This is a genomic window from Streptomyces sp. NPDC054863, assembly GCF_053610825.1.
Window position 1 is genome coordinate 1 of sequence record NZ_JBSGZD010000112.1, and the last position, 23,026, is coordinate 23,026.

The window sequence follows — 23,026 nt, forward strand, 5'->3', positions numbered from 1 at the left end:
GTTCCGTCCGGGGCCCGTACCACGTAGAAGCCGCACCACGTAGAAACCGGAACACGTAGAAACCGGAACACGTAGAAACCGCACCACGTAGAAACCGGACCACACACGTTCGTACGAGGGAGTGGGGCGCCGCCCGTGACGACCCTGGCCCGCAAGCACCTGGCCCGCAAGCACCTGACCTCCCCCGCCGACCGGCTGCTGCTGGCGGTCGCCCGGCGCAACAAGGGACGCGCGGCGGGTGTCTTCACCACGTCCGCGCTCTCCGCCGGGGCGGCCGTCGCGCTGCCCGCCGTCGTCGGGCGCACGCTGGACCTGCTGCTCGCACGCGATCCCGACGCCACGGGCTGGCTCGTGCTGTGCGGTGTTCTGGTGGTCGCCGAGGTGCTGCTGGAAGCCGCCGAAGCCCTGTTCACCGGGACCGCGCAGGCCCGGTCGACCGCGTGGCTGCGCGGCATCGGCATGACGCGGCTGCTGGGTAGTGCTCCCGGGCACGCCGCCCGGTTCTCCCCCGGCGACACCGCGACCAGGCTGTCCGCCAACGCGACCGAGGCCGGTGCCGCACCGGGTGCCGCGGCCGGTCTGGCCGCGGCGTTGATCGCCCCGGTCGGCGCTCTCGTCGCGCTGGCCCTCGTCGACCCCTGGTGCGCGCTGGCTTTCGCGGCGGGCCTGCCGCTTCTGCTGCTGGTCCTGCGCGCCTTCGCCGTCGGTTCGTCCGACAGCATCGCCCGCTACCAGCAGGTCCAGTCCACCCTCGCGTCGCGGCTCACCGAGGCGCTGACCGGGGCGCGCAGCATCGCCGCCGCGGGCACCGTGGACCGTGAGCGCGCCCGGATCCTGGCTCCGCTGCCCGAACTCGGCGTCCGGGGACGCCTCATGTGGGTCGTGCACGGCCGCGCCGTGGCACGCAGCGGCGTCCTGCTGCCCCTGCTGACGACCGCCGTCGTGCTGGTCGGCGGCCTGGGGGTGATTTCCGGGCGGATGACCGTCGGCGATCTCCTCGCCGCGTCCCGGTACGCGGCCCTCGCCGCCGGGGTCGGGGCGGTGGCGGGCCTCATCGGTTCGCTGGTGCGCAGCCGCACCGCCGCCCGCCGGGTGGCCGAAGTACTGGCGCTGCCCGGCCTCCCGCACGGTGCGCACGGGCTTCCGCCGGGCGGCCCCGGCACCCTCGAACTGCGCGGGGTCGATGTCGTGCGGGACGGGAAGTTCCTGCTGCGCGGGGTGTCGCTGGTGCTCCCCGGCGGTACGACGACGGCCGTGGTCGGCCGCAGCGGGGCGGGCAAGTCGACCCTGGCCGCGGTCGCGGGGCGGCTGTGCGACCCGGACGCGGGGACCGTGCTGCTGGACGGAGTACCGCTGAGGGACGTCGAGGCGCGGCAGTTGCGCCGCGAGGTGGGGTACGCGTTCGAGCGCCCGGCGCTCTTCGGGGACACCCTCGGGGACGCGCTCGCCTCGGGTGCGTACACGGCGTCGCCCGCCGAGGTGCGGGCAGCGGCCGAAGCGGCGGGCGCCGACGACTTCGTACGACTGCTGCCGCGGGGGTACGACACCGCGCCCGGCGATGCGCCGCTCTCCGGCGGGGAGTTCCAACGCCTGGGTCTGGCAAGGGCGTTCGCGCACGCGGGGCGGCTCCTCGTGCTCGACGACGCGACCTCCAGCCTCGACACGGCGACGGAACGCCGCGTGGAGGAGGCGCTCGCCCGCGACGTCGGCCCCGGCACCCGCCTGTGCGTCGCCCACCGGCTCTCCTCCGCGGCCCGCGCGGATCTGGTCGTCTGGCTGGACGAGGGGCGGGTACGGGCGGTGGGCCCGCACCGGAAGCTGTGGCAGCACCGGGCCTACCGGGCGGTCTTCGCCGCCGCCGACGACGGACCGGAGGGGCGGGCATGAGCACTCGGGAGGCGACCGGGCCCGACCGGGGCGGTTCCACACCCGCCGGGCTGCGGCGCGACGGCCAGCGGCGCGACGGCCTGCGACGTAGCGAACTGCGGCGCGACGGAAAGCGGTTCTTCGCGCGGCGCAAGGTCGTGCTGGTGCGGATCACCGCGTGGTCGCTGGTGGAGTCGGCGCAGACGTTCCTCGGCGGCTACTGCCTCGCGCAGGCGCTCGACCGTGGCTTCCTGGTGGGGAAGGCGGGCCCCGGCACGGCCTGGCTGGCCCTCGCCGCGCTCGCGATCCTCGCGGGCGGACCGGTCGCCCGCGGCGTCTTCACCCAACTCTCGGCGCTGGTCGAGCCGTTCAGGGACGCCCTGGTACGGCGCGCGGTGGACCAGGCCCTGCACCGGGCCGTGACCGGCCGGGACGGCACGGCGACCGGAAGCGCCGTCTCCCGGCTCACCCAGCAGAGCGAGATCGCCCGGGACAGCTTCGCCGGGCTGGTGCTCACGGCACGGTCGTTCGTATTCACCGCGGTGGGTACGCTCGCCGGAATGTTCGCGCTGGCACCGGAGTTGCTGGTGGTCACGGCCCCTCCGCTGGTGCTGGGGCTCGGGCTCTTCCTGGCGACGCTGCGGCCGATGGCCACCGCCCAGCGGGCGTTCCTGGACGCGGAGGAGGAGTTCACCGACCGGACGCGCGCGGCCGGCGCAGGCCTGCGCGACGTGGTGGCCTGCGGCGTGCAGGTCGAGGTGGGCGCGCGCGCCGCCGGGGCGGCGTGGGCCGCGGAGCGTGCGGCGGGAGTGCTGGCGCGCTGGTCCGCGCTCCGGGTCGTCGCACTCGGGGTGGCCGGCCAACTCCCCCCCGTACTCCTCCTGATGGCCGTCCCGTGGCTGCTGGACCGGGGCCTCACCGCGGGCACGCTGACGGGTGCGCTCACCTACCTCGTACAGTCCCTGCTGCCCGCCCTGCACACGCTGATGACGGCCCTGGGCGCGGCGGGCACCCGACTGCTGGTGGTCCTGGACAGGTTCGCGCCCGCCCCGGAGGCGGACGGGGCCGTGAGCGGCGGTTCGGCCGGCCCGAGCGACGGGGCCGACGGCACCGGCGGCTCCGCACCGGCGCCCCGCCCCCGCCCGGCCCTTCCCGTCCGCCGGGCCCCCCGGCCCGCACGTCCGGCCCTCGCCGGGCGGCCCCCCGCCCCCAAGCGGCCCCCCGCCGCCGAACTGCTCGGCGTCAGCCTCGCGTACGGGCCGGGCGCCCGCCCCGTACTGGACGGTCTCGACCTGACCGTCGGCCCCGGGGAGCACCTCGCCGTGGTGGGGCCCAGCGGCATCGGCAAGTCGACGCTGACCAATGTCCTCGCGGGACTGCTGTCCCCCGACGGGGGCGCGGTCCTCCTCGGCGGCCGGTGCCTCCGGGGGCGTACCCCTGCCGAGCTGGCCCGCCTGCGTGCACTCGTCCCTCAGGAGGCATACGTCTTCACCGCGAGCGTCCGCGACAACCTCACCCACCTCCGCCCCGGCGCGACGGACGCCGAGGTGAAGGAGACGGTCGCCGCGCTGCACCTGGGGCCGCTGATCGCCCGGCTCGGCGACCTGGACGCCCTTCTCGTGCCGGACGAACTCTCGCAGGGGGAAAGGCAGTTGCTGACCCTCGCCCGCGCCCACCTGTCCCCCGCCCCGCTCCTCGTGCTGGACGAGGCGACCTGCCACCTGGACCGGGAGTCGGAGGACCGGGCGGAGCGGGCCCTGGCCGCACGGCCGGGGGCGCTGGTCGTGGTGGCACACCGGATGTCCTCCGCGCTGCGCGCCGACCGGGTCCTCGTGCTGGACGGAATCCGGGCGGACTGCGGGACGCATCAGGAACTCCTCGACCGGTCCGCCCTCTACCGGGACCTGACGGGCCACTGGCACGACGAGGGAACGCACCCTGCCGAGGACGGCACGGCGGCGGCATCCTGAACGGGCCGGTGAAACGAAGCCGGCCGGTGGCGCGGAGCGGCTCACACCCAGCCCGCGCCGCGCGCGATGCGTATCGCGTCGACCCGGTTGCGGGCGCCGGTCTTGCGGATGGACGCCGCCAGGTAGTTGCGCACGGTGCCCCGGGACAGGTGCAGGGCGAGCGCGATCTCGACGACGCAGGCGCCTTCGGCGGCGAGGGCAAGCACCGTCAGCTCCCTCGGCGTCAGGGGAATCTCCGTGGCGTGCAGGAGACCGACGGCCAGTGACACGTCGGCGTACCGCTCCCCTCTCGCGACCACGTGGATTCCCTCGACTAATCGCCCCGGGGAGCCCTCCTTGTCGACGTAGCCGAGCGCGCCCGCGTCGAAGGCGCGGCGCAGCACACCGGGCCGGTGGGCGGTGGCCAGCACCAGCAACCCGGCGCCTCCTGAGGCCTCTGGACCACCGGAGCGGCCCGGCACCAGGTCCTCGGCGTCGGCGACCCGGACCTCGGCCTGGCCCTGGCACTCCACGCCGGACCCCGGCGGGCCGCACGACACGTCGAGGTCCGCTTCGGCACGCAGCAGAGCGACCAGCGCGGAGCGGAAAAGGCCTGCCGCATGGGCGACTTGAACACGTATCACGGTGCATTCCTCCTGTGGGGGGCCCAAGGACTCCGGGGCCTCAGGTGGCTTCGGGTGGACACCCGCAACACAGTTCCCAGGACGCGCGAGAAGGAACGCTCCGCCACCCGCCTCGGGGAGCACGGGGGGCTCATCACCTGTCACCGTGCGCCATCGTGCGCCCCAGACAGACGTACGAAAGGGCCAGGGTCGTCCCCCGGCCGCCCGCAGGCCACTCGCAGGCCGTCAGGGAGCGACAGAATGCGGCGGCAACTCCCCCTCCCCGTGGTCTCCAGCCAGGGGGACAACACCTTCGCCGTGTACGACCGCGAGTTCGACAGCGCCGACGGTCAGGACACACCGGCTGCCCGGGACGGCGACGGCGAGGAGCGGGAGGCGACCGGCTTCAAGTTCGTCGACCTCGGCAAGCTGAAGGACGCATCGGACGCGCTGTGACCTGGGAACGGGGGGCGGGCCCGGCCCGCGCGGTCGGCTGCCCGGTCGGCGTCGGCCTGGAGATCGGCGACGTACCGAAGATCGGGCAGGCGCTGTCGGGGCGCCGGACCGGCTGACCCGCGCCCCCCGTCGTGCGGGGCGCTACTTGCCCAGCTCCGCGGCCCTGGCGGCACGTCGGGCGTACACCTCGTCCTTGGCCCCTGCCATCTCCCGCAGGGCCGTCCTCCGGTCCCGCTGGGCGAGCCGGTCCAGATAGAGGTGGCCGTGCAGATGGTCCGTCTCGTGCTGCAGGCACCGGGCGAAGTAGCCCCTGCCCTCGATCACCAGGGGGTTGCCGTCCTTGTCACGGCCTCGTACGACGGCACGGTCCTGGCGGGACACCACACGGAAGGGACCGGGGACGGACAGGCACCCTTCCGGTTCGTCGACCAGCCTGCGGTCGTCGGCCGGCACGTCGTCGAGCACCGGGTTGGCGATGTGCCCGACGTGGCGCACTCCCCACTCGTCCGTGATGTCCCACACGAACAGCTGCAGGTCCACGTCGATCTGGTTGGCGGCGAGTCCGGCGCCGTCCGCCACCTGGTTCGTGGCAAACATGTCGTCGATCAGCCGCGAGAGTTCCGGCGTCCCGAAGCGGGTGACCTCCCGGCACCGGCGCCGCAGGATCTCTTCCCCGACGACGGTGATGCGGCGCACCGTGCCCCGTTCGACCTCCGGTGCGAGCCTCGGAAAGGAATCGACGGGTTCGCCCTGCACGCGCACCCGGCGGTCCCGCGAGGTGTCGCCGAACCCCACTGCCATGACGTACCCACACCCTCCGCACATGTCCGGGCCCGCCGGGGACGACGCCCCGGCCGGCCTCGGGCCCATTTGACCGAATGCTTTGCAAAGTAGCACTCTTTGCAAATGAACGACGAGAAACCCCAAGCAGCGCCTCAGAAAGTGCCCGGGGCCGATCTCCTGGAGGATCCCCAGGCGGATCCCCAGACGGATCTCCAGGAGGATCCCCGGGCGGTTCTCCCTGGGGCCTCGACGGGAGCGCCGTTGCACCGCGCCCGACGGCTCCTCCCCGACCACCCCGTCCGCGTCGCCCTGCTGGACCTGCTCGCCGAGGTCGGCACCGTCACGTCCACGGAGGCCGCCGCCCGGCTCGGCCACAGCTCGGGCCTCTGCTCGTTCCACCTGCGCCAGCTCGCCCGGCACGGCCTCATCGAGGAAGTGCCGCACACGGGCGGGCGGGCACGGCCGTGGCGACTGCGCTGGGAGCCGTCCGAGCGGTCCGGCCCGGAAGCCGCGGCAGGTTTCAGCGCGCTCGCCCTGGGGCTGGAGGACGAGAGCCACCGGCACTGGCTGACCCACCGGGACCAGGCCCCGGCCGAGTGGCAGCAGGACGGGTCCTTCAGCGCCGTGGTTCACCTCACCCCGGCGGAAACGGCCGAACTCGCCGCCGCCGTCCGCCACCTGCTGGCCGGCTACCTCGAACGGGACCTGCGACCCGGCACGCGCCCCGCGGGCGCCGTGCCCGTGGCCGCGATCACCAGGCTGTTCCCCCTGCTGCCCGAGAACCCCGCACACCGGTGAGCGAGACCCTCGCCGTGAGGCGGACCGCGACCCTCGTCGGAGTCCGCCGCCCCGGAACGGGGGTTCAGCGCTCCCGGCCCGGGTTGCGGGCCAGGTGCACCACGTCCGGCACGCCCCGCTCCACCGCCACCTCCTCGGTCCGCACGGCCTCGAACCCGGCGTCGCGCAGCGCCTGCTCGAAGCGCGGCGACGGCTGCGCGGACCAGACGGCAAGGACACCGCCGGGGTTCAGCCTGGCGCGGCAGGCAGCGAGACCGACGGGGGTGTAGAGACTGCGGTTGTCTTCGGTGACGGTCCAGTCGGGGCCGTTGTCGATGTCCAGGCACAGCACGTCGTACACCCGTGCCTCATGCGTCTCCCCCGCCCACCCCTGCGCCCCCTGCCCGGGCACGCACAGATGGGCCACCAGGTCCGCACACAGCACGGACACGCGCGGATCGGCCAGCGCGGCACCGGAGATGCCACCCAGCGGCCCGGCCCTGTGCCAGTCGACGATCGCTTCCTCCCGCTCGACGACGGTGATCGCTCCCCAGTGCTCCTGCGCGGCGGCGTGCGCGAGGGAGAATCCGACGCCGAGTCCGCCGATCAGCAGCGAGGGCCGTTCCGGAACGTGCCCATCGGAGGCCGTGCAGGCGGCGTGGGCTGCATGGGCGGCGTCGACGAGCAGCCGCTCGGAGCGGCCGTCCGAAGTGTCCATCAGGAAGCAGCCGTTGACGATGATCTCGTACGTCGCCTCGCCGCGCCGTCGCAGCACGACCTCACCGTGCGCGCCTTCGCGGCGGTCGATCCGAACAGGGACTTCGGTCGGGGCCGACATGGGGCAACTCCTCTCCGCGACCGTACGGTCCGGTCGCTCTCCGGCTCAACGAAACCTCGCCCCCGGGGGTTCCACCGCACGCTCCCCCACCGTCACCTCCCGGGCTGCCGGGGTTCCGCCGGACAGGACGAAGACCGCGCAGGCGGCGAGCATCAGCGCACCCGCGGAGCGACCACGGGACCGCCCGGCCGATGACCGCCGAGCGGGCCTTTGAGCGCCTGGAACGGGCCGCGTGCATGATCAAAACACCGGAGGGTTAGCATATGAGCGCCGCCTAGCTCGAAAGAGAAACCCTGTGACTGTCAACGACGACTCGTTCACCAATTGGAAGAACCGCGAGGAAATCGCGGAGTCGATGATCCCCATCATCGGGAAGCTGCACCGGGAGCGTGATGTCACGGTCCTGATCCACAGCCGCTCCTTGGTGAACAAGTCGGTGGTCAGCATCCTCAAGACCCACCGATTCGCCCGCCAGATTGCCGGTGCGGAGCTCTCGATCACCGAGACGCTGCCCTTCCTCCAGGCGCTCACCACGCTCGACCTGGGCCCGTCCCAGATCGACATCGGCCTCCTCGCCGAGGCGTACCGGGCCGACGACCACGGCCTCTCGGTGGAGGAATTCACCGCCGAAGCCGTCTCGGGCGCCACGGGCGAGAACAAGATCGAGCGCAACGAGTCCCGCGACGTCGTGCTCTACGGCTTCGGCCGCATCGGCCGCCTGCTGGCCCGCCTCCTCATCGAGAAGGCCGGCTCGGGCAACGGCCTGCGGCTGCGCGCCATCGTGGTCCGCAAGGGTGCGGGCCAGGACATCGTGAAGCGCGCCTCGCTGCTGCGGCGCGACTCCATCCACGGCCAGTTCCAGGGCACGATCACCGTCGACGAGTCGAACGACACGATCATCGCCAACGGCAACACGATCAAGATGATCTACTCCGACGACCCGACCAAGGTCGACTACACGGAGTACGGCATCAAGGACGCCATCCTGATCGACAACACCGGCCGCTGGCGGGACCGCGAGGGCCTCTCCAAGCACCTGCGCCCCGGCATCGCCAAGGTCGTGCTGACCGCGCCGGGCAAGGGCGACGTCCCGAACATCGTGCACGGCGTCAACCACGACACCATCAAGCCGGACGAGCGGATCCTGTCCTGCGCCTCCTGCACCACGAACGCGATCGTGCCGCCGCTGAAGGCGATGGCCGACGAGTACGGCGTGCTGCGCGGCCACGTGGAGACCGTCCACTCGTTCACCAATGACCAGAACCTGCTGGACAACTACCACGGCTCCGACCGCCGTGGCCGCAGCGCACCGCTCAACATGGTGATCACGGAGACGGGCGCCGCGTCCGCCGTCGCGAAGGCGCTGCCCGACCTCGACGCCCGGATCACCGGCAGCTCGATCCGCGTCCCGGTCCCGAACGTCTCGATCGCGATCCTCAACCTGCGGCTCGCCCGCGAGGCCACCCGCGAGGAGGTCGTCGACCACCTCCGCGACATCTCGCTGAACTCGCCGCTCAAGCGCCAGATCGACTTCACCAGCGCTCCCGACGCGGTCTCCAGCGACTTCATCGGCTCGCGCCACTCGTCGATCATCGACGCGGGCGCGCTCAAGGTCGAGGGCGACGACGCGATCCTCTACCTCTGGTACGACAACGAGTTCGGCTACTCCTGCCAGGTCATCCGCGTGGTCCAGCACGTCTCCGGCGTCGAGTACCCGACGTACCCGGCCCCGGTGGTCTGACCCCCGCTGCTGCACCGACTGCCCCGCATCCCTCCCCTGAGGGGTGCGGGGCAGTTAACGTTCTCCCGACAACGGCAGTGACCATGACGGTGAACAGCGGGACGGGGCGGGCGAGTTGACGAGTACGGAACCGGTGGGCCCGACGGGTGCGGAACCGGTGGGTGCGGCGCCCTCCGAGGGCGGTTCGGGGTTCGAGGACTTCTACCGGGCGCATGCGGCGCCGCTCGTCGCCCTGCTGCTCCTGCGGGGCACCGGCCTTGTCGAGGCGGTACGCCTCGCCCAGGACGCGATGACCGTGGCGCACCGCTGGACGGGCCGACTCGGTACGAGCACCGGGGTCGACGCCCAGGGGCTGCGGACCTGGACGTTCCGGCTGGCGGCGGCCGCTCGCGGAGGAGCGGCGGTCGCCACGCCGGATCCCTTGCTGGGGGCAGGAGTCGAGAGCCCGCCCCTGCACACGCGCACAGCAGCGGCACTCGCCCCGCTCCGTGAGCTGAATGAGCGTCAGCTCGACGTCCTCGCCCACAGGTTGACCGGTTGCCCGCCCGGAGCCATCGGCTACGAGCTGGGGCTCTCGATGCCCAAGGTGCACCGGACGTTGCACCACGTCGGCAGAGTTCTCGGGGCCGGGCCGGAAGCGGAGGAGCGGGACGACCGCTTCGTGGGACTGCTGGCCGAGCTGGTCGGCGCTCTGGACCCCGTACTCGACCTGAAGGCCGGACTCGACCGGGTGAGCGACGAAGCCCTTCAACTCCCCCTGACATTCCGCGGCTTCGGCTCACCGCTCCCTGTGCCGCCGTACGGCGCCCCCCTGCTGCACACCTTTGCCGAGCCCGTCCCTTCCGGTGTACGGGCGTACGCCGCCGGCCTCGCGGTGCACGACGCCCCGTACCTCGACGCCGAGCGGGACCGGTTTCCCGTGGCGGAGCTGGCGGCGGGGCGGCTCGGGGCGGTGTTCGCCCTCCAGGTGGAGAGGTTCCGGCGAGAGTCCGAGCTGTCCGGATTCCGCACCACCCGCGACGACTTCACGGCGCCGGACGCCCGGGACTTCGCCGTGGCGCTGATGCGGGACGCCGCGCGCGCCGCGCCGATGTTCGACGCCGTGAAGAACCTCGACGTACCGCGCCGGGCCGGTTCCCTGGTGCGGGGCCTGTCCGATGACGACCCCTATACGATCGAAGTGTCCTACGACGGCATCGAGCTGTCCCTCGCACTGTCCCGATTCCGGCGCGCGGCACTGCACTTGGCCCTCCGTGCGATGCACCGGCCCGGCGTGGACACCGGGCACGAGGCCCAGGGGCCCCTCGCCGACGCCCTGCGCAACTCCCTGCTCGACACCCACCGGATGCTCCACCAGCTCGACGCCCTGAACTCCGACCTCTCCCGCGCCGAGTCGACCCTGCCGGACGGCTACTACGTCGACATGACCCGGGACTTCGACCTCCACCAGGCCTGCCACGCGGACCTGGCCCTCGGCATCGACGCCGCCTGGGACGCGCTGACACCGCCGTAGCCGTACGATCGGATTCCCACGACTGCCTACGACTGCGTGTGACTGCCTGGGCTGTCTCGTGGCACCGGCGGCCGGACGGGATCCGGGGCCGTTCCGTTCCCTCGTCGACCCGTGGCGAACTCCACGTCCCGACGGAGCTCCACGCGTCGTTCACACCTCTTCGGCTGCGATACGTTCGGGCGATGCGTCCCTCTATATCCCCGCAGGTCCGCCGCGGGTTCGTGGCCCTGTCCGCGACCGCGGTCACCGCTTTCGCCGGGGTCTCTCCCGCCGTCGCGAGCACGCACCTCTCGCTTGCGCGGACCACCCCGCCGGCCACTGCGGCGCCGGACGCCACCGGAGGGTCGAAGGGCAGGACGCCGCCCGCGCAGATGTCGACGGTCGGCGGCGAGCAGTTGGGCAAGCCGGGCCCGCAGGTCGGCGCGGGGGCGCCCGCACTGCCCGCGAACCTCTCCGCGCTGTCGTGGATCGTGTCGGACGCCGGCACCGGAGACGTCCTCGCCGCGTCGAACGCCCACTGGGCGCTCCCTCCGGCCAGCACCCTGAAGATGCTCTTCGCCGACACCGTGCTGCCCGGCCTTCCGCACGGCACCAGCCACAAGGTCACCGACGCCGACCTGGTCGGGATGGGTGCCGGGAGCAGCGCGGTCGGCATCGTGCCGGGGCAGCAGTACAAGGTGGCGGACCTGTGGCGCGGGGTGTTCCTGCGCTCGGGCAACGACGCCGTGCACGTCCTCGCCGCGATGAACGGCGGCGTGCCGAAGACGGTCGCCGACATGCAGAAGCGGGCCGAGGCACTGGGCGCCAAGGACACCCACGTCCTGAGCCCCGACGGCTACGACGCCCCGGGGCAGGTCTCCTCGGCGTACGACCTGTCGCTGTTCCTGCGCGAGGGCCTGAAGAACAAGGACTTCAAGGAGTACTGCTCCACGGCCGACGCCAAGTTCCCGGGCGGCCCGCAGACCAAGGGCAAGCCGTTCGGCATCTCCAACACCAACCGGATGCTGTCCGGGATCGGCGGGGTCGCCAAGTACCCCGGCCTGATCGGCGGCAAGAACGGTTACACCACCCACGCGGGCAACACCCTCGCCGAGGCCGCCGAGCGCGACGGCCGTACGCTCCTGGTCACGGTGATGAACCCGCAGGAGCAGAAGCACGACGAGATCTACCACGAGATGCGCCAGCTCCTCGACTGGGGTTTCGCCGCAGCGGGCAAGGCCAAGCCGATCGGCAGCCTGAACGCCACGGCCACGGCCCACGAGCCGAATCCCCCCAGGGGCGGCGCCGCGGCCACCACCGCCTCCGAATCGACGTCACCGGGTGCACTCGGCTGGACCGGAATCGGCGCGGCGGTGGTGGTCGCGGGAGGCGCGGTCGCCTTCGCCCTCAAGCGCCGCAAGGACGCCGGCCCCGAGAAGGGCGCGGAAGGGAGCGAGAACGCGCCGACCGCCTGACGGGAGCGCCCCTCACGGAAGCAACGAGGCGAGGGAGAAGCCCTCTGCGGCGATCCCATCCGGGCTCAACTCGACTTTCCTGCACAGGATTTGACGGGCCAGCAGGTGGTCGAGGGGGCGGTTGACCGACTCGACCGCCAGCAGGGTCGTGCCTCGGCGGAGGAGCACCGAGAACGCCTCGGGGCCGTCACCGAGGCCGACCTGTGCGAGGCGGCCCGGCGGGCCAGGATCCTCGACTGGATCGAGTCACTGCCCGACGGCTGGGACACCCTCCTCGGCGAGGACGGCGCCACCATGTCGGGCGGTCAGCGCCAACGCCTGCTGCTGGCAAGGGCGTTGCTCGCCGATCCGCCGGTACTCGTCCTGGACGAGCCCACCGAGGGACTCGACCCGGACACCGCAGCCGCCGTGCTCGGCGACATCCTCGACGCCACCCGGGGCCGCACCACGCTCCTGGTCACCCACGCACAGTCGGGGCTCGCCGCCGCCGACCGGATCGTGACCCTCGACCGGCACCGACACACCACCACCATCGCTAGAAGGCGGGCTCCGTCGCGATCTGGATGAGGTTGCCGCAGGTGTCGTCCAGTACGGCGACGGTCACCGGCCCTGCGTCCATCGGCTCCTGCGTGAACCGCACCCCCAGCGCGGTCAGCCTGCGGAACTCCGCGTGGACGTCGGCCACGGCGAACTGGGCCACCGGAATGCCGTCCTCGACCAGTGCGCTCCGGTACGGCTCGACGGCGGGGTGGGCGGCGGGTTCGAGGAGGAGCTCCGTGCCGTCGGGGTTCTCGGGCGACACGACGGTCAGCCAGCGGTACTCGCCCAGCGGCACCTCGTGCTTCTTCACGAAGCCCAGGATCTCCGTGTAGAAGCGCAGGGCCTTTTCCTGGTCGTCGACGAAGACGCTGGTCAGGTGGATCTTCATGGAATCGGCTCCGGTTCGGTGCGGCTCGGGGCATCGGGCGGGGCGCCGGGGGTGAGCCAGCGACCCATGATGCGCTCCAGAGGTCGGGTGTTCAGGTCGTGGAACTTGTAGCGGCCCTCGCGCCTGACCCGGACCAGGTCGGCCGCCTCCAGGACGGCCAGATGCTGGCTGACCGCCTGGCGCGACAGCCCCAGTCCGTGCCGGGTCGTGAGCCGCGTACATATTTCGAACAGGGACTGACCGCTCCGCTCCGCCAGCTCGTCGAGGATCTTCCGGCGGGTGGGGTCGGCCAGTGCCTTGAAGACATCGTCCGTCACCACTCCAGGATAGGCAAGTGATGACTTGCCTATCAAGTGCGGCGACGCTCCCCGGCCGGCGCCTGGCCCGACCTCGGCCTGTCCTCGGCCCACCCTCAGCCCGACTCGGCCTGTCCCCAGCCCACCCTCGGCCCGACCTCGGCCTGTCCTCGGCCCGTCCCCACCCGGCCGTCACTCGACTGGAGCAGGCGCAGTCCGTAGGCGGTGTCCTCGTCGCGGAACGGGTCGAACTCCGCGACGGCGACACAGGCGGGCGGCAGTCCCGCCAGGTCGGCGGCCCACCCGGGGACCGGGCCCGGTTTCCAGCGGGGGTACGGGCGGGCACCGCCGCCGCCGCGAGCCTCGGCCGGCCCCGGCACAAGGCCCGTACCGCCCTGCGCTTCACCAGATCGCGAAGCCCCTGGGCCTCGAACTCACCGACCCCGACGGGCTGTTGAGCTCCTCGATCGCCCTCACCTCATGGCGACTGCTCGACATCGACCGAGGAAGCCCCCGGCCGACCGACGTCAGGCGCCGAGCGCGCCGAGCGCTTCGAGCAGTTCGCGCTCCCGCTCCGCGCACAGCCCGGCCCGCCGTTCCCGGTCGAGGCCCTGCTCTCGCTCCCAGCGCAGCGTGTCGGCCAGCATGTCCGCCCGGGGCCGGTGCCGCAGCCCCGCGTCGCGCGCCGCCGACCCGTCGCGGGCCGCCCAGCCTTCCCAGCCCGGCTCGGCCACCCACATCGGCAGCGACCCCGGCCCCATGGCCTGAACCACCCCGTGGGTGAGCAGCCACGCCGATTCGGCGGTGACCGCAGGGCCCGTGTGCCCGCCCGTCGTACGGGACAGCTCGATCCACTCCTGCAACGGGACGACAGGCCCCACCGCGTTGTACGTGCCGACGGTCCGCTTCTCGGCCGCGTCGAGCAGCCAGGAGGCGAGGTCCCGCGCGTCGACCGTCTGGGTCGCCAGGGCCGGTTCGTCGGGAACCAGCATCGGGCCCCGCCGATCGCGTGCGGCGCGCGCCACCCAGTAGCCGGTGCGTCCGCTGTGGTCGCCGGGACCGCCGATCAGCCCTGCGCGTGCGACGAGGAGGCGCTCGCCCAGGACGGCCGCCGACGCCTGCTCGCAGGCCACCTTCGCCTCGCCGTACAACTCCCGTCCCACCTCGTCGAGTTCGGCCGGTGGCAGGAGTGCGTCGGACTCGTCCGCGCCCAGGGTCCCGTGGGAGGCGTACGCGCTGACGGAGGAGACGTAGCTCCAGTGCGCCGCCCTGGCGCCGAGGGCGTCGAGCGCCTCTCGTACGAAGCCGGGCTGCCACGACACCTCGACGACCGCGTCCCAGTCCCGGCCGAGCAGCGGCTCGTACGCCGAGGGGTCGCGCCGGTCGGCGACCACCAGCTCCGCCCCGTCCGCGACGTCACCGCTCTCGCCCCGCGCGAGGCACGTCACCCGGTGGCCGCGCGCGATCGCCTGCCGGGACGCTTCCCGGCCCAGCCATGCTGTTCCACCCAGAACCAAGATCTCCATCGCACCACCCAAGCACCGTGAGCCCCGGTCCGCCCAGACCGGTTCGCTCTCGGCGGACCCCGCCTCCGACCTCGCCTCCGACCCCGGCCCGGGACGGCGGGCCGGTGGGAGTGCGAAGGCGCGAGGAGCGCGAACCGTCAGGCGGCGAGCCGCAGTTGCTGACGTACGACGATCGCGTTGAGGCGGATCCGGTACGGGGCGATGTCCGTGAGCTCCAGCGCACCCGCGCTCGCCCGGTCCAGACCGACGCTCACGTCGACGCAGAACGCGATCGCGTACAGGTGGTCGCCGGTCTCCTCGCCCTGGAGGGCGAAGAACAGGTCGCGGTAGTAACTGGTGCGCTCGGGGGTCTCCTCGTAGTACGAGAGCCCCGGCGCGCCCTCTTGGGCGGCGAGGCCGGTGAACGCGCCGACGAGTTCGTCCTCGACGGTGCCCCAGAAGGAGGCCTCGGCGAACTCCCCGGGGAGCGCCTGGCGCACCGCTTCCTTGAGGGAGAGCGCCATGACCCCGACGGGCGCGGTCTCCTGGAGGCCCCAGCCCCGCACCAGCTTGACGATCGAGCTGTCCGGGATCGCGGCGGCGGCCTCCCGGATGTGGCCGAAGTCGAAGTTGACAGTGGCCGGGGCGATCGCCTGCTGGAACAGCCGGTCGACGGCCCGGGCCTGGTCGAGGTGGTCGGGGCCGACTTCCATGACGGTCTTGAAGGTTGCTGCCATTGCTGAGGTTCTCCTCCTGAGGGAGTCGTGACGGAGTCGCGAGGGAGCCCTGAGAGCGCCGTGCCGATCAGGGCGGGGCCAGTATGCAGGGACGCCCGGCCCCGCCCCCCACCGCGTCCGGGTCAGCCGAACGCCTCGGCCAGCCGGGTCAGGCCGATCGCGATCTCGTCGGGCGTGTGCGTGGTGAAGGAGAGGCGCAGCGTCGCCGGGTCCGGGGTGCCCGCGTAGAACGGGGCACCGGGGACGTAGGCCACCTGATGCGCGACCGCCTTCTTCAGCAGGGTGGTTGCGTCGCTTCCGTCGGGCAGGCGGGCCCAGAGGAACATGCCGCCCTCGGGGTGGTTCCAGGTGCTGCCGGAGGGCAGTGCGTCGGCCAGTCCCGCGAGGAGCGCGTCACGGCGGATGCGGTAGGCGTCACGGACGACGGCGAGGTGGACGTCCAGGTCGCTGTCGGCGAGGTAGCGGGCCGCTGCCGCCTGGTCGAGGGTCGGGGTGTGCAGGTCGGCGGCCTGCTTGGCGATCACGCAGGCCCGCCGGAGCTCGACGGGCCCGCGCAGCCAGCCGAGCCGCAGCCCGGGGGCCATCACCTTGGAGAAGCTGCTGAGCAGGATCGTGCGATCCTCCGCGCCGGGGCACCGGGAGATCCACGGCACCGGTTCGCCCTCGAAGCGCAGTTCGCCGTACGGATCGTCCTCGACGATCCAGAGCCCGCGCCTGGACGCGATCTCGGCGACGGCCCGACGGCGGGCGAGGGGGAGCGTACGGCCGGTGGGGTTCTGGAAGTTGGGGACCAGATAGAGCAGTTTGGGGCGCTCGGACGCGACGAGCGCGTCCAGGGCGTCCGGGACGATGCCGTCGTCGTCCGTGGGCACCGGGACGATCCGGGCACCCGCGAGCCCGAAGCACTGGAGCGCGGCGAGGTACGTGGGGTCCTCGACCAGGACGGTGTCGCCGGGTTCGAGGAGTGCGGAGGTCAGCAGCGAGAGCCCCTGCTGCGAGCCGCTGGTGATCAACAGGTCGTCGGCGCCGGTCGGCAGGGACCGTACGGCGAGCCGGGCGGCGACGGCGGCACGGAGCGACGGGTCGCCCTCGGTGGTCGAGTACTGGAGCACCCGGTGCGGCGACTCGCGCAGCACCGCGTCGTACGCGGCCCGGATGGCCCCTGCGTCGAACAGTTCGGGAGCGGGCAGACCGCCCGCGAAGGAAATGATGTCGGGGGCGTCGGTCAGCGCGAGGATCTCCCGGACGGGAGACCCGCCGACGGCGGCGGTACGGGCGGCGAGGGCGGGGAGGGCCGCTGCGGCGGCGCTGCCGGGACCGGCGGGGTCGGCAGTGCCGGCGGGGCTCGCGGGACCGGCGGGGCTCGGGACGGGGGCCGGACTGCTTCCGGCTGTGGTGGTCATACCTGCAGACCCTACGAAGAGGAAGCCCCCCGCCCGGGGGGTTTCCAGTATCCGAGCACCTTGCCCCGGGCAAGATCGAACAGGATCTATGATCGGGCTCCCCCACCTCGGCCGTCAGCCCCCGCTTGGAGCAGCAGTGAAGTTGGCACAGCAGTGAAGACAGGCGATCAGATCGTCCAGGAACTCCCCTGGAGATGGGGTGTTCAGGGCAAGGTGTTCGTCATCGGCGGCCTCGGCTACCTCTTCGACGCGTACGACATCGCCCTCAACGGCTTCCTGATGCCCCTGGTCGGCAAGGAGTTCGGCCTCACCATCGGCGAGCGCGGTCTGGTCGCCACCGCGAACCTCGTCGGCATGGCCGTCGGCGCCGTCGCGTGGGGCTCGGTCGCGGACCGGATCGGCCGCAAGAAGGCGTTCAGCGTCACGTTGCTGATCTTCGCCGTGTTCTCGGTGCTCGGCGCGCTCTCGCCCACGTACTGGATCTTCCTGCTCCTCCGCTTCCTCGCAGGCATCGGCCTCGGCGGGTGCATTCCCGTCGACTACGCGCTGGTCAGTGAGTTCTCGCCGCGCAAGTACCGGGGGCGGATCCTCACCGCGCTCGACCTGTGGTGGCCGATCGGGGTCACGCTGTGCGGCCTCGTCTCGACGGCGATGCTGCCGCTGGACGGGAACTGGCGGTGGATGCTGCTGACGATGACGCTGCCCGCGCTGCTGCTGTTCTGGGTCAGGCGGGGCGTCCCGGAGTCGCCGGTCTACCTCTCCGAGAAGGGCCGCGAGCACGAGGCGCGGACGGTCATCGACGACCTCGTGTCCCGTACGGGCGCCCCCGTCGAGCCGTACGCCGTGCCCCGGCCGCCCGCCGCTCCCCGTACGAAGGGACTCGCCGCAGCCGCCGAACAGTTGCGCCTCATCTGGTCGTTCAGCCCCCGCATCACCTCGGCGGTCTGGCTGATGTTCGCCACGATCATGCTGGTCTACTACGCGGCGCTGAGCTGGATGCCGTCCCTCCTCAAGGCCGAGGGGCAGGGCGACACCGCCGCGTTCACCGGGACGACGCTGATGGCCGGACTCGGCATCCTGGGCGTGCTCGTCTCGACGGCCCTGGTGGACGTCGTCGGCCGCAAGTGGCTGATCGGGGTGAGCGCGCCGCTCGCGACCGTCGCGCTGGTCGTCTTCGCGCTCGTACGGGACCGGGAGACGGCCCCGCTGGTGGCGATCGCCGTGTTCGGTTTCCTGATCCAGCTGGCGATCCCCGCGCTGTACGCGTACGCCTCCGAGCTGTACCCGACCCCGCTGCGCGCCACCGGCTTCGGGTGGGCGTCGTCGGTGAGCCGGTCGCTGACGGGTTTCGCACCGCTGCTCTTCGGGTCGGTGCTGTGGCCGGTGCTCGGACTGCCGTGGACGTTCACCCTGCTGGGCGTGGCGGTGGTGGCCGCGATGGTGTGGACGGCGGTGGCGGCGCCGGAGACGAAGGGCAGGGAGCTGGACGCCCACCCGGCCCCCGCTGTTTCCCTCTGAGCCGGGGCCGCTGAGCTGTCGGGGGCCTCCGGGTCAGGGCCCTGTCCCGAACGACAGGTGTGTCCCGAACAACAGGTTTCCCACGCAGCCGGGTTCGCTGCTCGTGAAGTAGTCGTGGAAGGCCTCCGCCAGCTCGTCGAGGCTGGTGACCCCGTCCCCGTTGGTGTCCAACCGCCGTACCACCAACCTGCTTTCGGACTCGGCGACGCCCAGGGCGAGCAGCAGGCGGCGGGTCTCGACGGGGTTCAGGAAGCCGTCGTTGTCCTCGTCGGCAGCCGAGAGGATCACCGACACGACCGGCAGCACGTGCGTGGTGTAGGCGGCGGAACTCGACGTGATTCCGGCCAGGGCCTTGCCGAACGGCTCCTTCGTCAGTGTCGCCGCGTCCGCGCCCACCCCCTTCTGTACGGCCCCCGCCGCCGCCGCGAGACTCTCCCAGTAGGCGGTGAACTCCCGCTCCAGCGCGATCGCGTGCGCACTTCCCTCCGCGCGCCCGAACGCGCCCGCGATCCGCTGCGCCGCCCGCTGGAAGTCCGTACCGGAGACGACGCCGTCGGCATCCGTGTCGTACACGTCGAAATGCCCGCGGAGCTTGCCCTCCACGAACGGCGTCAGCGGTCTGCGTACGGACGACACGGCGGGAGCGCTGCGGCGGGGGGCCGTCGGCCGCAGGCTCTCCTTCCCGTCGAGGAAGCGTGCCGCTGCCCGGTGGCCGCTCTCCACCCGTCGGTGGATGGTGGCGAGCTCCTCGCGCCGGGTGGTCCACGCCCCGTTGTCCGGCGGCTCCATGAGGTCCTCGCCGCTGGGCAGGACGTGCACCGCCACGCCGTCCGGCCGGCTGTTGAGGGCGTGGTGGAGGTGGTGTCGGCGGGACAGCTCCAGGATCGTGGGACCCAGTTGCCAGGGGAAGCGGGCGGGCCTCAGCTGCTTCTCCTTCTGCCGCATCCGCAGCACGTACACCGTCGTGGCTCCGTGTGCGATCGCCCGCGTGATGGGCACGGACTCCGCCACTCCGCCGTCGACGTAGTGCTCCTCGCCGATCCGCACCGGCGGCCACAGCCCCGGGACCGCGGAGGACGCCATGACGCCGGGGACCAGCGGACCCGAGTCGAAGTAGCGGACGGTGGCGCGCTCGATGGAGACGGCCGTGCACTGGTAGGGCACCGCCAGGTCCTCGATACGGGTGGAGGCACCGAGGTGCTTGATGAACAGTCGGCGGACCACGTCGTGGGAGTTGATCGCCGGGCGCATCGTCAGGGCGTTGAGGATGCTGCGCGCGTTCAGCCGCATCGCCCCGCTGGTGACGAAGTCCCGCCAGAAGTTCTCCATCTCGTCGCACACGGACGGAGTGGGATTCTTCGCGATCATGGCGCCCTGTACGGAGCCGATCGACGTGCCGATGACGAAGTCGGGCATGATGCCGCGCTCGAACAGGGCACGCACCATGCCCGCCTGATAGCCGCCGAGCGGCCCGCCGCCGCCCAGGACGAAGGCGACGCGGGGAGCGGCGGCGGCAGCGGCGTCGGGTCGGCCGGTGGTGGCCTGGGTGTCAGTCATGACCGGGGTCTCCCACTGGGGTGCGGTTGCGGGGGTACGGGCGGAGGGCGCTGCCGGGGTGGCGGGCCGGGGCATCGTCGGGTGCGGTGGCCGGGAAACCCGGACCCGGCGCGCCGCGCTTGCGGGCGATCCACTGGTCCATGGCAGCCCACTGCCCGTCGAGCCAGGCGGCGGCCTCGGCGGGTTCGCGGGGCACGTCCTCGGCGGGTGTGTGCCACCAGGTGAGGTGGATCCGGCGCTCGTCCACCAGGGGCGGCGGACAGCCGATGTCGACGACGCCGCCGACGAGGTCCTCCAGGCCGGTGTGGCCGACGACGAGCACGTCGGCCTCCGCCGCCTGGGACAGCACGCGCGCGGCACCGGCCGAGACCGGCGGCAGCACATGTCTCAACTGCCGTGCCCAGCAAGCCCGTTCGGGGTCTCTGTCGTCCATCGCGGCCAGGGTTCTGCGGCGCCCCGCGGCGGTCATGTTCGCACCTTCGGGGAAGTACGCGAGGACGTCGCCGGGTCCCATGTCCCGGGCGTGGTGGATCAGCACCCGCATGGCGCGGGCCGGGCCGCTCCTGTTCCAGCGGATCAGGTCCACCCGGAGCCGGCGGACGAGGAGCCCGACCGCCGGGTCCCGGCCCGGCAGGGAGCGCCCCACACTGAGCAGGCCGCGGTCCAGGCGGTGGCAGGCGAGCAGTGCCGCCAGCTGGAAGTTGAGCGGCCCGGCGTGCCGCAGCAGCAGGACGACGGGGCGGTCGGGGGCGGGCAGCGGCAGGCCGTCCCCGGTGTCCAGGGTGAGCCCGGCCCGGCGCAGGCCGTCGGTGAACAACCGGTGGGTGAGCCGCGCCAGCAGCCGCTCGCACTCCTGCGTGTCCGAGGCCCGGCCGCGGAGCACGGCCAGCAGCGCCGGGACCTCGAACCGGGCGACGTACGCACCCAGCAGCCGGAGCCCGCGCACGGAGGCGTGAAAGTGGCGGTGGAGGCGGTGGAGGCGGTTCACGGTGCGGTCACCACCAACGCCGCATTCTGTCCGCCGAAGCCGACGGAGGTGGTGAGGACCGCGCCCACCTTTCTCCGTACGGCGGTACGGGCGATGTCGAGGTCGCACTCGGGGTCCGCCGCGGTGAGGTTGGCCGTCGGCGGCACCGTCCCGCGCGCCACGGACAGCACCGAGCAGACCGCCTCGATGGCGCCCGCGGCTCCCAGGGCATGGCCGATGACGCCCTTGACCGAGGTGACGAGCGGACGGTGCGGCAGGAGCCTGGCGAGGACGGCGGCTTCCACCGCGTCGCCCAGGGGCGTACTGGTGGCGTGGGCGCTGACGTGGTCCACGTCCCCCGCCGCCACTCCCGCGTCGGCCAGCGCGCCCCGTACCGCCGACTCCAGGCCGGCGCCGTCCGGGTGCGGGGCCACGGGGTGGTGGGCGTCGGCGCTCGCCCCGTAACCGGCCAGCCGGGCATGGACGCGGGCGCCGCGCGCACGCGCGTGGGACTCGCGCTCCAGGATCAGCACGCCCGCGCCCTCGGCCGCGACGAAGCCGTCGCGCGCGGTGTCGAAGGGGCGGGACGCGGTGGCCGGGTCGCCGTCGCCCGGCCCGGAGAGCGCCCCGAGGCGGGCGAAGCCGGACAGCACGGCGGGGGTCAGCGCGGACTCGCTGCCACCGGTGATCACAACGTCGCAGCGCCCGGCGAGCAGCATGTCGCGCGCGACGCCGACGGCACTGGCCCCGGAGGCACAGGCGGTGCTGACCACCAGACAGGGCCCGGTGGCACGGTGGGCGATCGCGGTCTGCCCGGCGACCATGTTCGGCAGGTACAGCGGGAGGAGCAGGGGGGAGACGGTGTGGGCGCCCCCGCTGTCGAGGGCCTGCTGGGCGACGGTGTAGGCGTTCAGGCCGCCGAAGGCGGTGCCGAGTACGACGCCGACCCGTGCGCCGTCCCAGGCGTCCGTGTCGAGCCCGGCGTCCGCGAGGGCCTCGGCTGCGGCGACGAGCGCGAACTGGCTGAACCGCTCCAGCCGGTGGGCCTCGCGCGCGCCCAGCAGGGAATCGGCGTCGAACCCGGGGACGCGGCAGGTGAGGTGGCCGGGGGCCGGGCGGGACCCGGGCCCGGGCCCTGCACCTGCACCTGCTCCTGCTCCTGGGCTTGGGCCTGGGCCTGGGCCTGGGCCTGGATCCAGGCTGGCCGTGCCGCGCCCGGCGCAGATGGCCTCCCAGCTGGCCGGTACGCCGATGCCCGCCGGAGTGACCAGGCCGAGGCCCGTGACCACGGCCGCATCCGTCACCGGCGGATGCCCTTCTCCACGAGCGTGACCAACTCGTCGACGGTCCTGGCCCGGGCCAGCCGGTCGCCGTCCACCTTGCTGCCGTAGATGCCCTCCAGTGCGACGCAGAGCTCCGCCATCGCGAGCGAATCCACCCGCAGGTCGTCCAGCGACCCGTCGAGGTGGATGTCGGCCGCCGGGATCCGCAGCGTTTCCGCCATCAGCACCTTGACTTCAGCAAACACGGCCGTCACGGCTGCCTCCTTGCATTCCTCATGAACCGGATTGCCGGACATTACCGCGCTTATCGGATAAATCATCCCCATAGCTCTTCGTGTCCCTGCATCTCTTCGTGTTCCCTGCACAAGGACTTCAGCAGGCGGGGCGGCCGAGGATGCCGCGGGCCTGATGCGGGACGAATTCCAGGCGTACGGAGTCGGTGCGCGGCAGCATCACCGCGATGCCGTCGACCGGTCTCCAGGACTGCGGCAGGAGGACGTACTGGTTGGCTGACTGGATGACGAGGACCAGCCCTTCGTAGCGGTACGGATAGGCGGACTTGGTGTCGGCGCAGCGCGTTTCGCGTATGCCGGGGATGTCGAGGCCGAGGCTGCGGGTGCTGCGCAGGACGGTGGTGGTGGAGGTGGGGAGCTTCGCGACGAACCGGTCGGCACGGTCCCGGCCGACGGCGGCGGCGTAGTCGGTCGCGGCCCAGACCAGGCTCAGCCCGACCAGGACGAAGATGACGGCCCACTCGGCAACGGCAGCCCACTCGGGGCGGAGGTACGGGGTGGGAGCGGGGGCCGAGGGGGGAGGGAGCGCGCTTCCGGGA

Annotated in this window: 23 protein-coding genes and 1 pseudogene; 9 read left to right on the top strand and 15 right to left on the bottom strand. The window is 72.7% G+C overall.

The features are described from left to right. Positions 1–135 precede the first annotated feature (135 nt). Positions 136–1,887, top strand: coding sequence for an ABC transporter ATP-binding protein (locus ACWGIG_RS20595; protein ID WP_453323074.1), 1,752 nt, complete (start codon positions 136–138; stop codon positions 1,885–1,887). Then, positions 1,884–3,836 carry an ATP-binding cassette domain-containing protein gene (locus ACWGIG_RS20600; RefSeq protein WP_453323075.1) on the top strand — a complete coding sequence of 651 codons (1,953 nt, stop codon included), beginning with the start codon at positions 1,884–1,886 and terminating at the stop codon, positions 3,834–3,836. Before ACWGIG_RS20595 ends, ACWGIG_RS20600 begins: the two co-directional genes overlap by 4 nt. Positions 3,837–3,877: 41 nt before the next feature. Here the strand turns inward: ACWGIG_RS20600 and ACWGIG_RS20605 are convergent, their stop codons facing one another. Next, positions 3,878–4,459, bottom strand: coding sequence for a response regulator transcription factor (locus tag ACWGIG_RS20605; protein ID WP_453323076.1), 582 nt, complete (start codon positions 4,457–4,459; stop codon positions 3,878–3,880). 240 nt (positions 4,460–4,699) lie between these two features. Between ACWGIG_RS20605 and ACWGIG_RS20610 the strand changes: the two genes are divergently transcribed. Next, complete coding sequence (locus ACWGIG_RS20610; protein WP_453323077.1) at positions 4,700–4,894, top strand: hypothetical protein; 195 nt, start codon at positions 4,700–4,702, stop codon at positions 4,892–4,894. 141 nt (positions 4,895–5,035) lie between these two features. Here the strand turns inward: ACWGIG_RS20610 and def are convergent, their stop codons facing one another. Continuing rightward, a complete protein-coding gene (def, locus tag ACWGIG_RS20615; protein WP_453323078.1) occupies positions 5,036–5,695 on the bottom strand; it encodes a peptide deformylase in 660 nt (219 codons plus the stop codon). Positions 5,696–5,938: 243 nt separating this feature from the next. Between def and ACWGIG_RS20620 the strand changes: the two genes are divergently transcribed. Beyond that, on the top strand, positions 5,939–6,475 hold the full coding sequence (locus ACWGIG_RS20620; RefSeq protein ID WP_453323079.1) for a helix-turn-helix domain-containing protein: 537 nt from the start codon (positions 5,939–5,941) through the stop codon (positions 6,473–6,475). 64 nt (positions 6,476–6,539) lie between these two features. Here the strand turns inward: ACWGIG_RS20620 and ACWGIG_RS20625 are convergent, their stop codons facing one another. Beyond that, entirely contained in the window at positions 6,540–7,292 is a 753-nt protein-coding gene (locus tag ACWGIG_RS20625; RefSeq protein WP_453323080.1) for a spermidine synthase, read from the bottom strand. 295 nt (positions 7,293–7,587) lie between these two features. Between ACWGIG_RS20625 and ACWGIG_RS20630 the strand changes: the two genes are divergently transcribed. The 3 genes from ACWGIG_RS20630 (at position 7,588) to ACWGIG_RS20640 (ending at position 12,000) form a co-directional block, all read left to right on the top strand. Next, on the top strand, positions 7,588–9,033 hold the full coding sequence (locus ACWGIG_RS20630) for a glyceraldehyde-3-phosphate dehydrogenase (RefSeq protein WP_453323081.1): 1,446 nt from the start codon (positions 7,588–7,590) through the stop codon (positions 9,031–9,033). A 115-nt stretch (positions 9,034–9,148) separates the two neighbouring features. Beyond that, complete coding sequence (locus tag ACWGIG_RS20635; protein WP_453323082.1) at positions 9,149–10,546, top strand: hypothetical protein; 1,398 nt, start codon at positions 9,149–9,151, stop codon at positions 10,544–10,546. 182 nt (positions 10,547–10,728) lie between these two features. Beyond that, on the top strand, positions 10,729–12,000 hold the full coding sequence (locus ACWGIG_RS20640) for a D-alanyl-D-alanine carboxypeptidase family protein (protein WP_453323083.1): 1,272 nt from the start codon (positions 10,729–10,731) through the stop codon (positions 11,998–12,000). A gap of 12 nt (positions 12,001–12,012) precedes the next feature. Here the strand turns inward: ACWGIG_RS20640 and ACWGIG_RS20645 are convergent, their stop codons facing one another. Further along, positions 12,013–12,168, bottom strand: coding sequence for an oxidoreductase C-terminal domain-containing protein (locus ACWGIG_RS20645; protein ID WP_453323084.1), 156 nt, complete (start codon positions 12,166–12,168; stop codon positions 12,013–12,015). Here ACWGIG_RS20645 and ACWGIG_RS20650 point away from each other — a divergent pair. Then, on the top strand, positions 12,106–12,567 hold the full coding sequence (locus ACWGIG_RS20650; RefSeq protein ID WP_453323085.1) for an ATP-binding cassette domain-containing protein: 462 nt from the start codon (positions 12,106–12,108) through the stop codon (positions 12,565–12,567). The two genes, ACWGIG_RS20645 and ACWGIG_RS20650, sit on opposite strands and share 63 nt — an antisense overlap. Here ACWGIG_RS20650 and ACWGIG_RS20655 read toward each other — a convergent pair. From ACWGIG_RS20655 to ACWGIG_RS20680, 6 genes are all read right to left on the bottom strand, one after another. Beyond that, on the bottom strand, positions 12,536–12,928 hold the full coding sequence (locus ACWGIG_RS20655) for a VOC family protein (protein ID WP_453323086.1): 393 nt from the start codon (positions 12,926–12,928) through the stop codon (positions 12,536–12,538). The genes ACWGIG_RS20650 and ACWGIG_RS20655 overlap by 32 nt on opposite strands. Next, positions 12,925–13,245, bottom strand: a complete 321-nt coding sequence (locus tag ACWGIG_RS20660; RefSeq protein ID WP_453323087.1) for an ArsR/SmtB family transcription factor — start codon at positions 13,243–13,245, stop codon at positions 12,925–12,927. Before ACWGIG_RS20660 ends, ACWGIG_RS20655 begins: the two co-directional genes overlap by 4 nt. A 95-nt stretch (positions 13,246–13,340) precedes the next feature. Next, a complete protein-coding gene (locus ACWGIG_RS20665; protein ID WP_453323088.1) occupies positions 13,341–13,604 on the bottom strand; it encodes an alpha/beta hydrolase fold domain-containing protein in 264 nt (87 codons plus the stop codon). Positions 13,605–13,751: 147 nt separating this feature from the next. After that, the gene (locus tag ACWGIG_RS20670) at positions 13,752–14,750 is read right to left on the bottom strand and encodes an oxidoreductase (RefSeq protein ID WP_453323089.1); all 999 of its coding nucleotides are present in this window, start codon (positions 14,748–14,750) and stop codon (positions 13,752–13,754) included. A 137-nt stretch (positions 14,751–14,887) separates the two neighbouring features. After that, a complete protein-coding gene (locus ACWGIG_RS20675) occupies positions 14,888–15,592 on the bottom strand; it encodes a Type-2Aa cytolytic delta-endotoxin (RefSeq protein ID WP_453323096.1) in 705 nt (234 codons plus the stop codon). Continuing rightward, entirely contained in the window at positions 15,589–16,869 is a 1,281-nt protein-coding gene (locus ACWGIG_RS20680) for an aminotransferase-like domain-containing protein (RefSeq protein WP_453323090.1), read from the bottom strand. Before ACWGIG_RS20680 ends, ACWGIG_RS20675 begins: the two co-directional genes overlap by 4 nt. A 153-nt stretch (positions 16,870–17,022) precedes the next feature. Between ACWGIG_RS20680 and ACWGIG_RS20685 the strand changes: the two genes are divergently transcribed. Beyond that, entirely contained in the window at positions 17,023–18,387 is a 1,365-nt protein-coding gene (locus tag ACWGIG_RS20685; protein WP_453323091.1) for an MFS transporter, read from the top strand. Positions 18,388–18,420: 33 nt separating this feature from the next. Here the strand turns inward: ACWGIG_RS20685 and ACWGIG_RS20690 are convergent, their stop codons facing one another. The 5 genes and pseudogenes from ACWGIG_RS20690 to ACWGIG_RS20710 all read right to left on the bottom strand — a co-directional run. Then, on the bottom strand, positions 18,421–19,944 hold the full coding sequence (locus ACWGIG_RS20690; RefSeq protein ID WP_453323092.1) for a patatin-like phospholipase family protein: 1,524 nt from the start codon (positions 19,942–19,944) through the stop codon (positions 18,421–18,423). Next, complete coding sequence (locus ACWGIG_RS20695) at positions 19,937–20,932, bottom strand: hypothetical protein (protein ID WP_453323093.1); 996 nt, start codon at positions 20,930–20,932, stop codon at positions 19,937–19,939. The genes ACWGIG_RS20690 and ACWGIG_RS20695 overlap by 8 nt, the downstream gene beginning before the upstream one ends. Beyond that, positions 20,929–22,215, bottom strand: coding sequence for a beta-ketoacyl-[acyl-carrier-protein] synthase family protein (locus ACWGIG_RS20700; RefSeq protein WP_453323094.1), 1,287 nt, complete (start codon positions 22,213–22,215; stop codon positions 20,929–20,931). The genes ACWGIG_RS20695 and ACWGIG_RS20700 overlap by 4 nt, the downstream gene beginning before the upstream one ends. Beyond that, positions 22,212–22,448 (bottom strand): acyl carrier protein, encoded by a 237-nt coding sequence (locus ACWGIG_RS20705; protein ID WP_453323095.1) that lies wholly within the window; start codon positions 22,446–22,448, stop codon positions 22,212–22,214. Before ACWGIG_RS20705 ends, ACWGIG_RS20700 begins: the two co-directional genes overlap by 4 nt. A 118-nt stretch (positions 22,449–22,566) precedes the next feature. Further along, positions 22,567–23,026 (bottom strand): annotated as a pseudogene (locus ACWGIG_RS20710) (hypothetical protein); the annotation flags it as partial.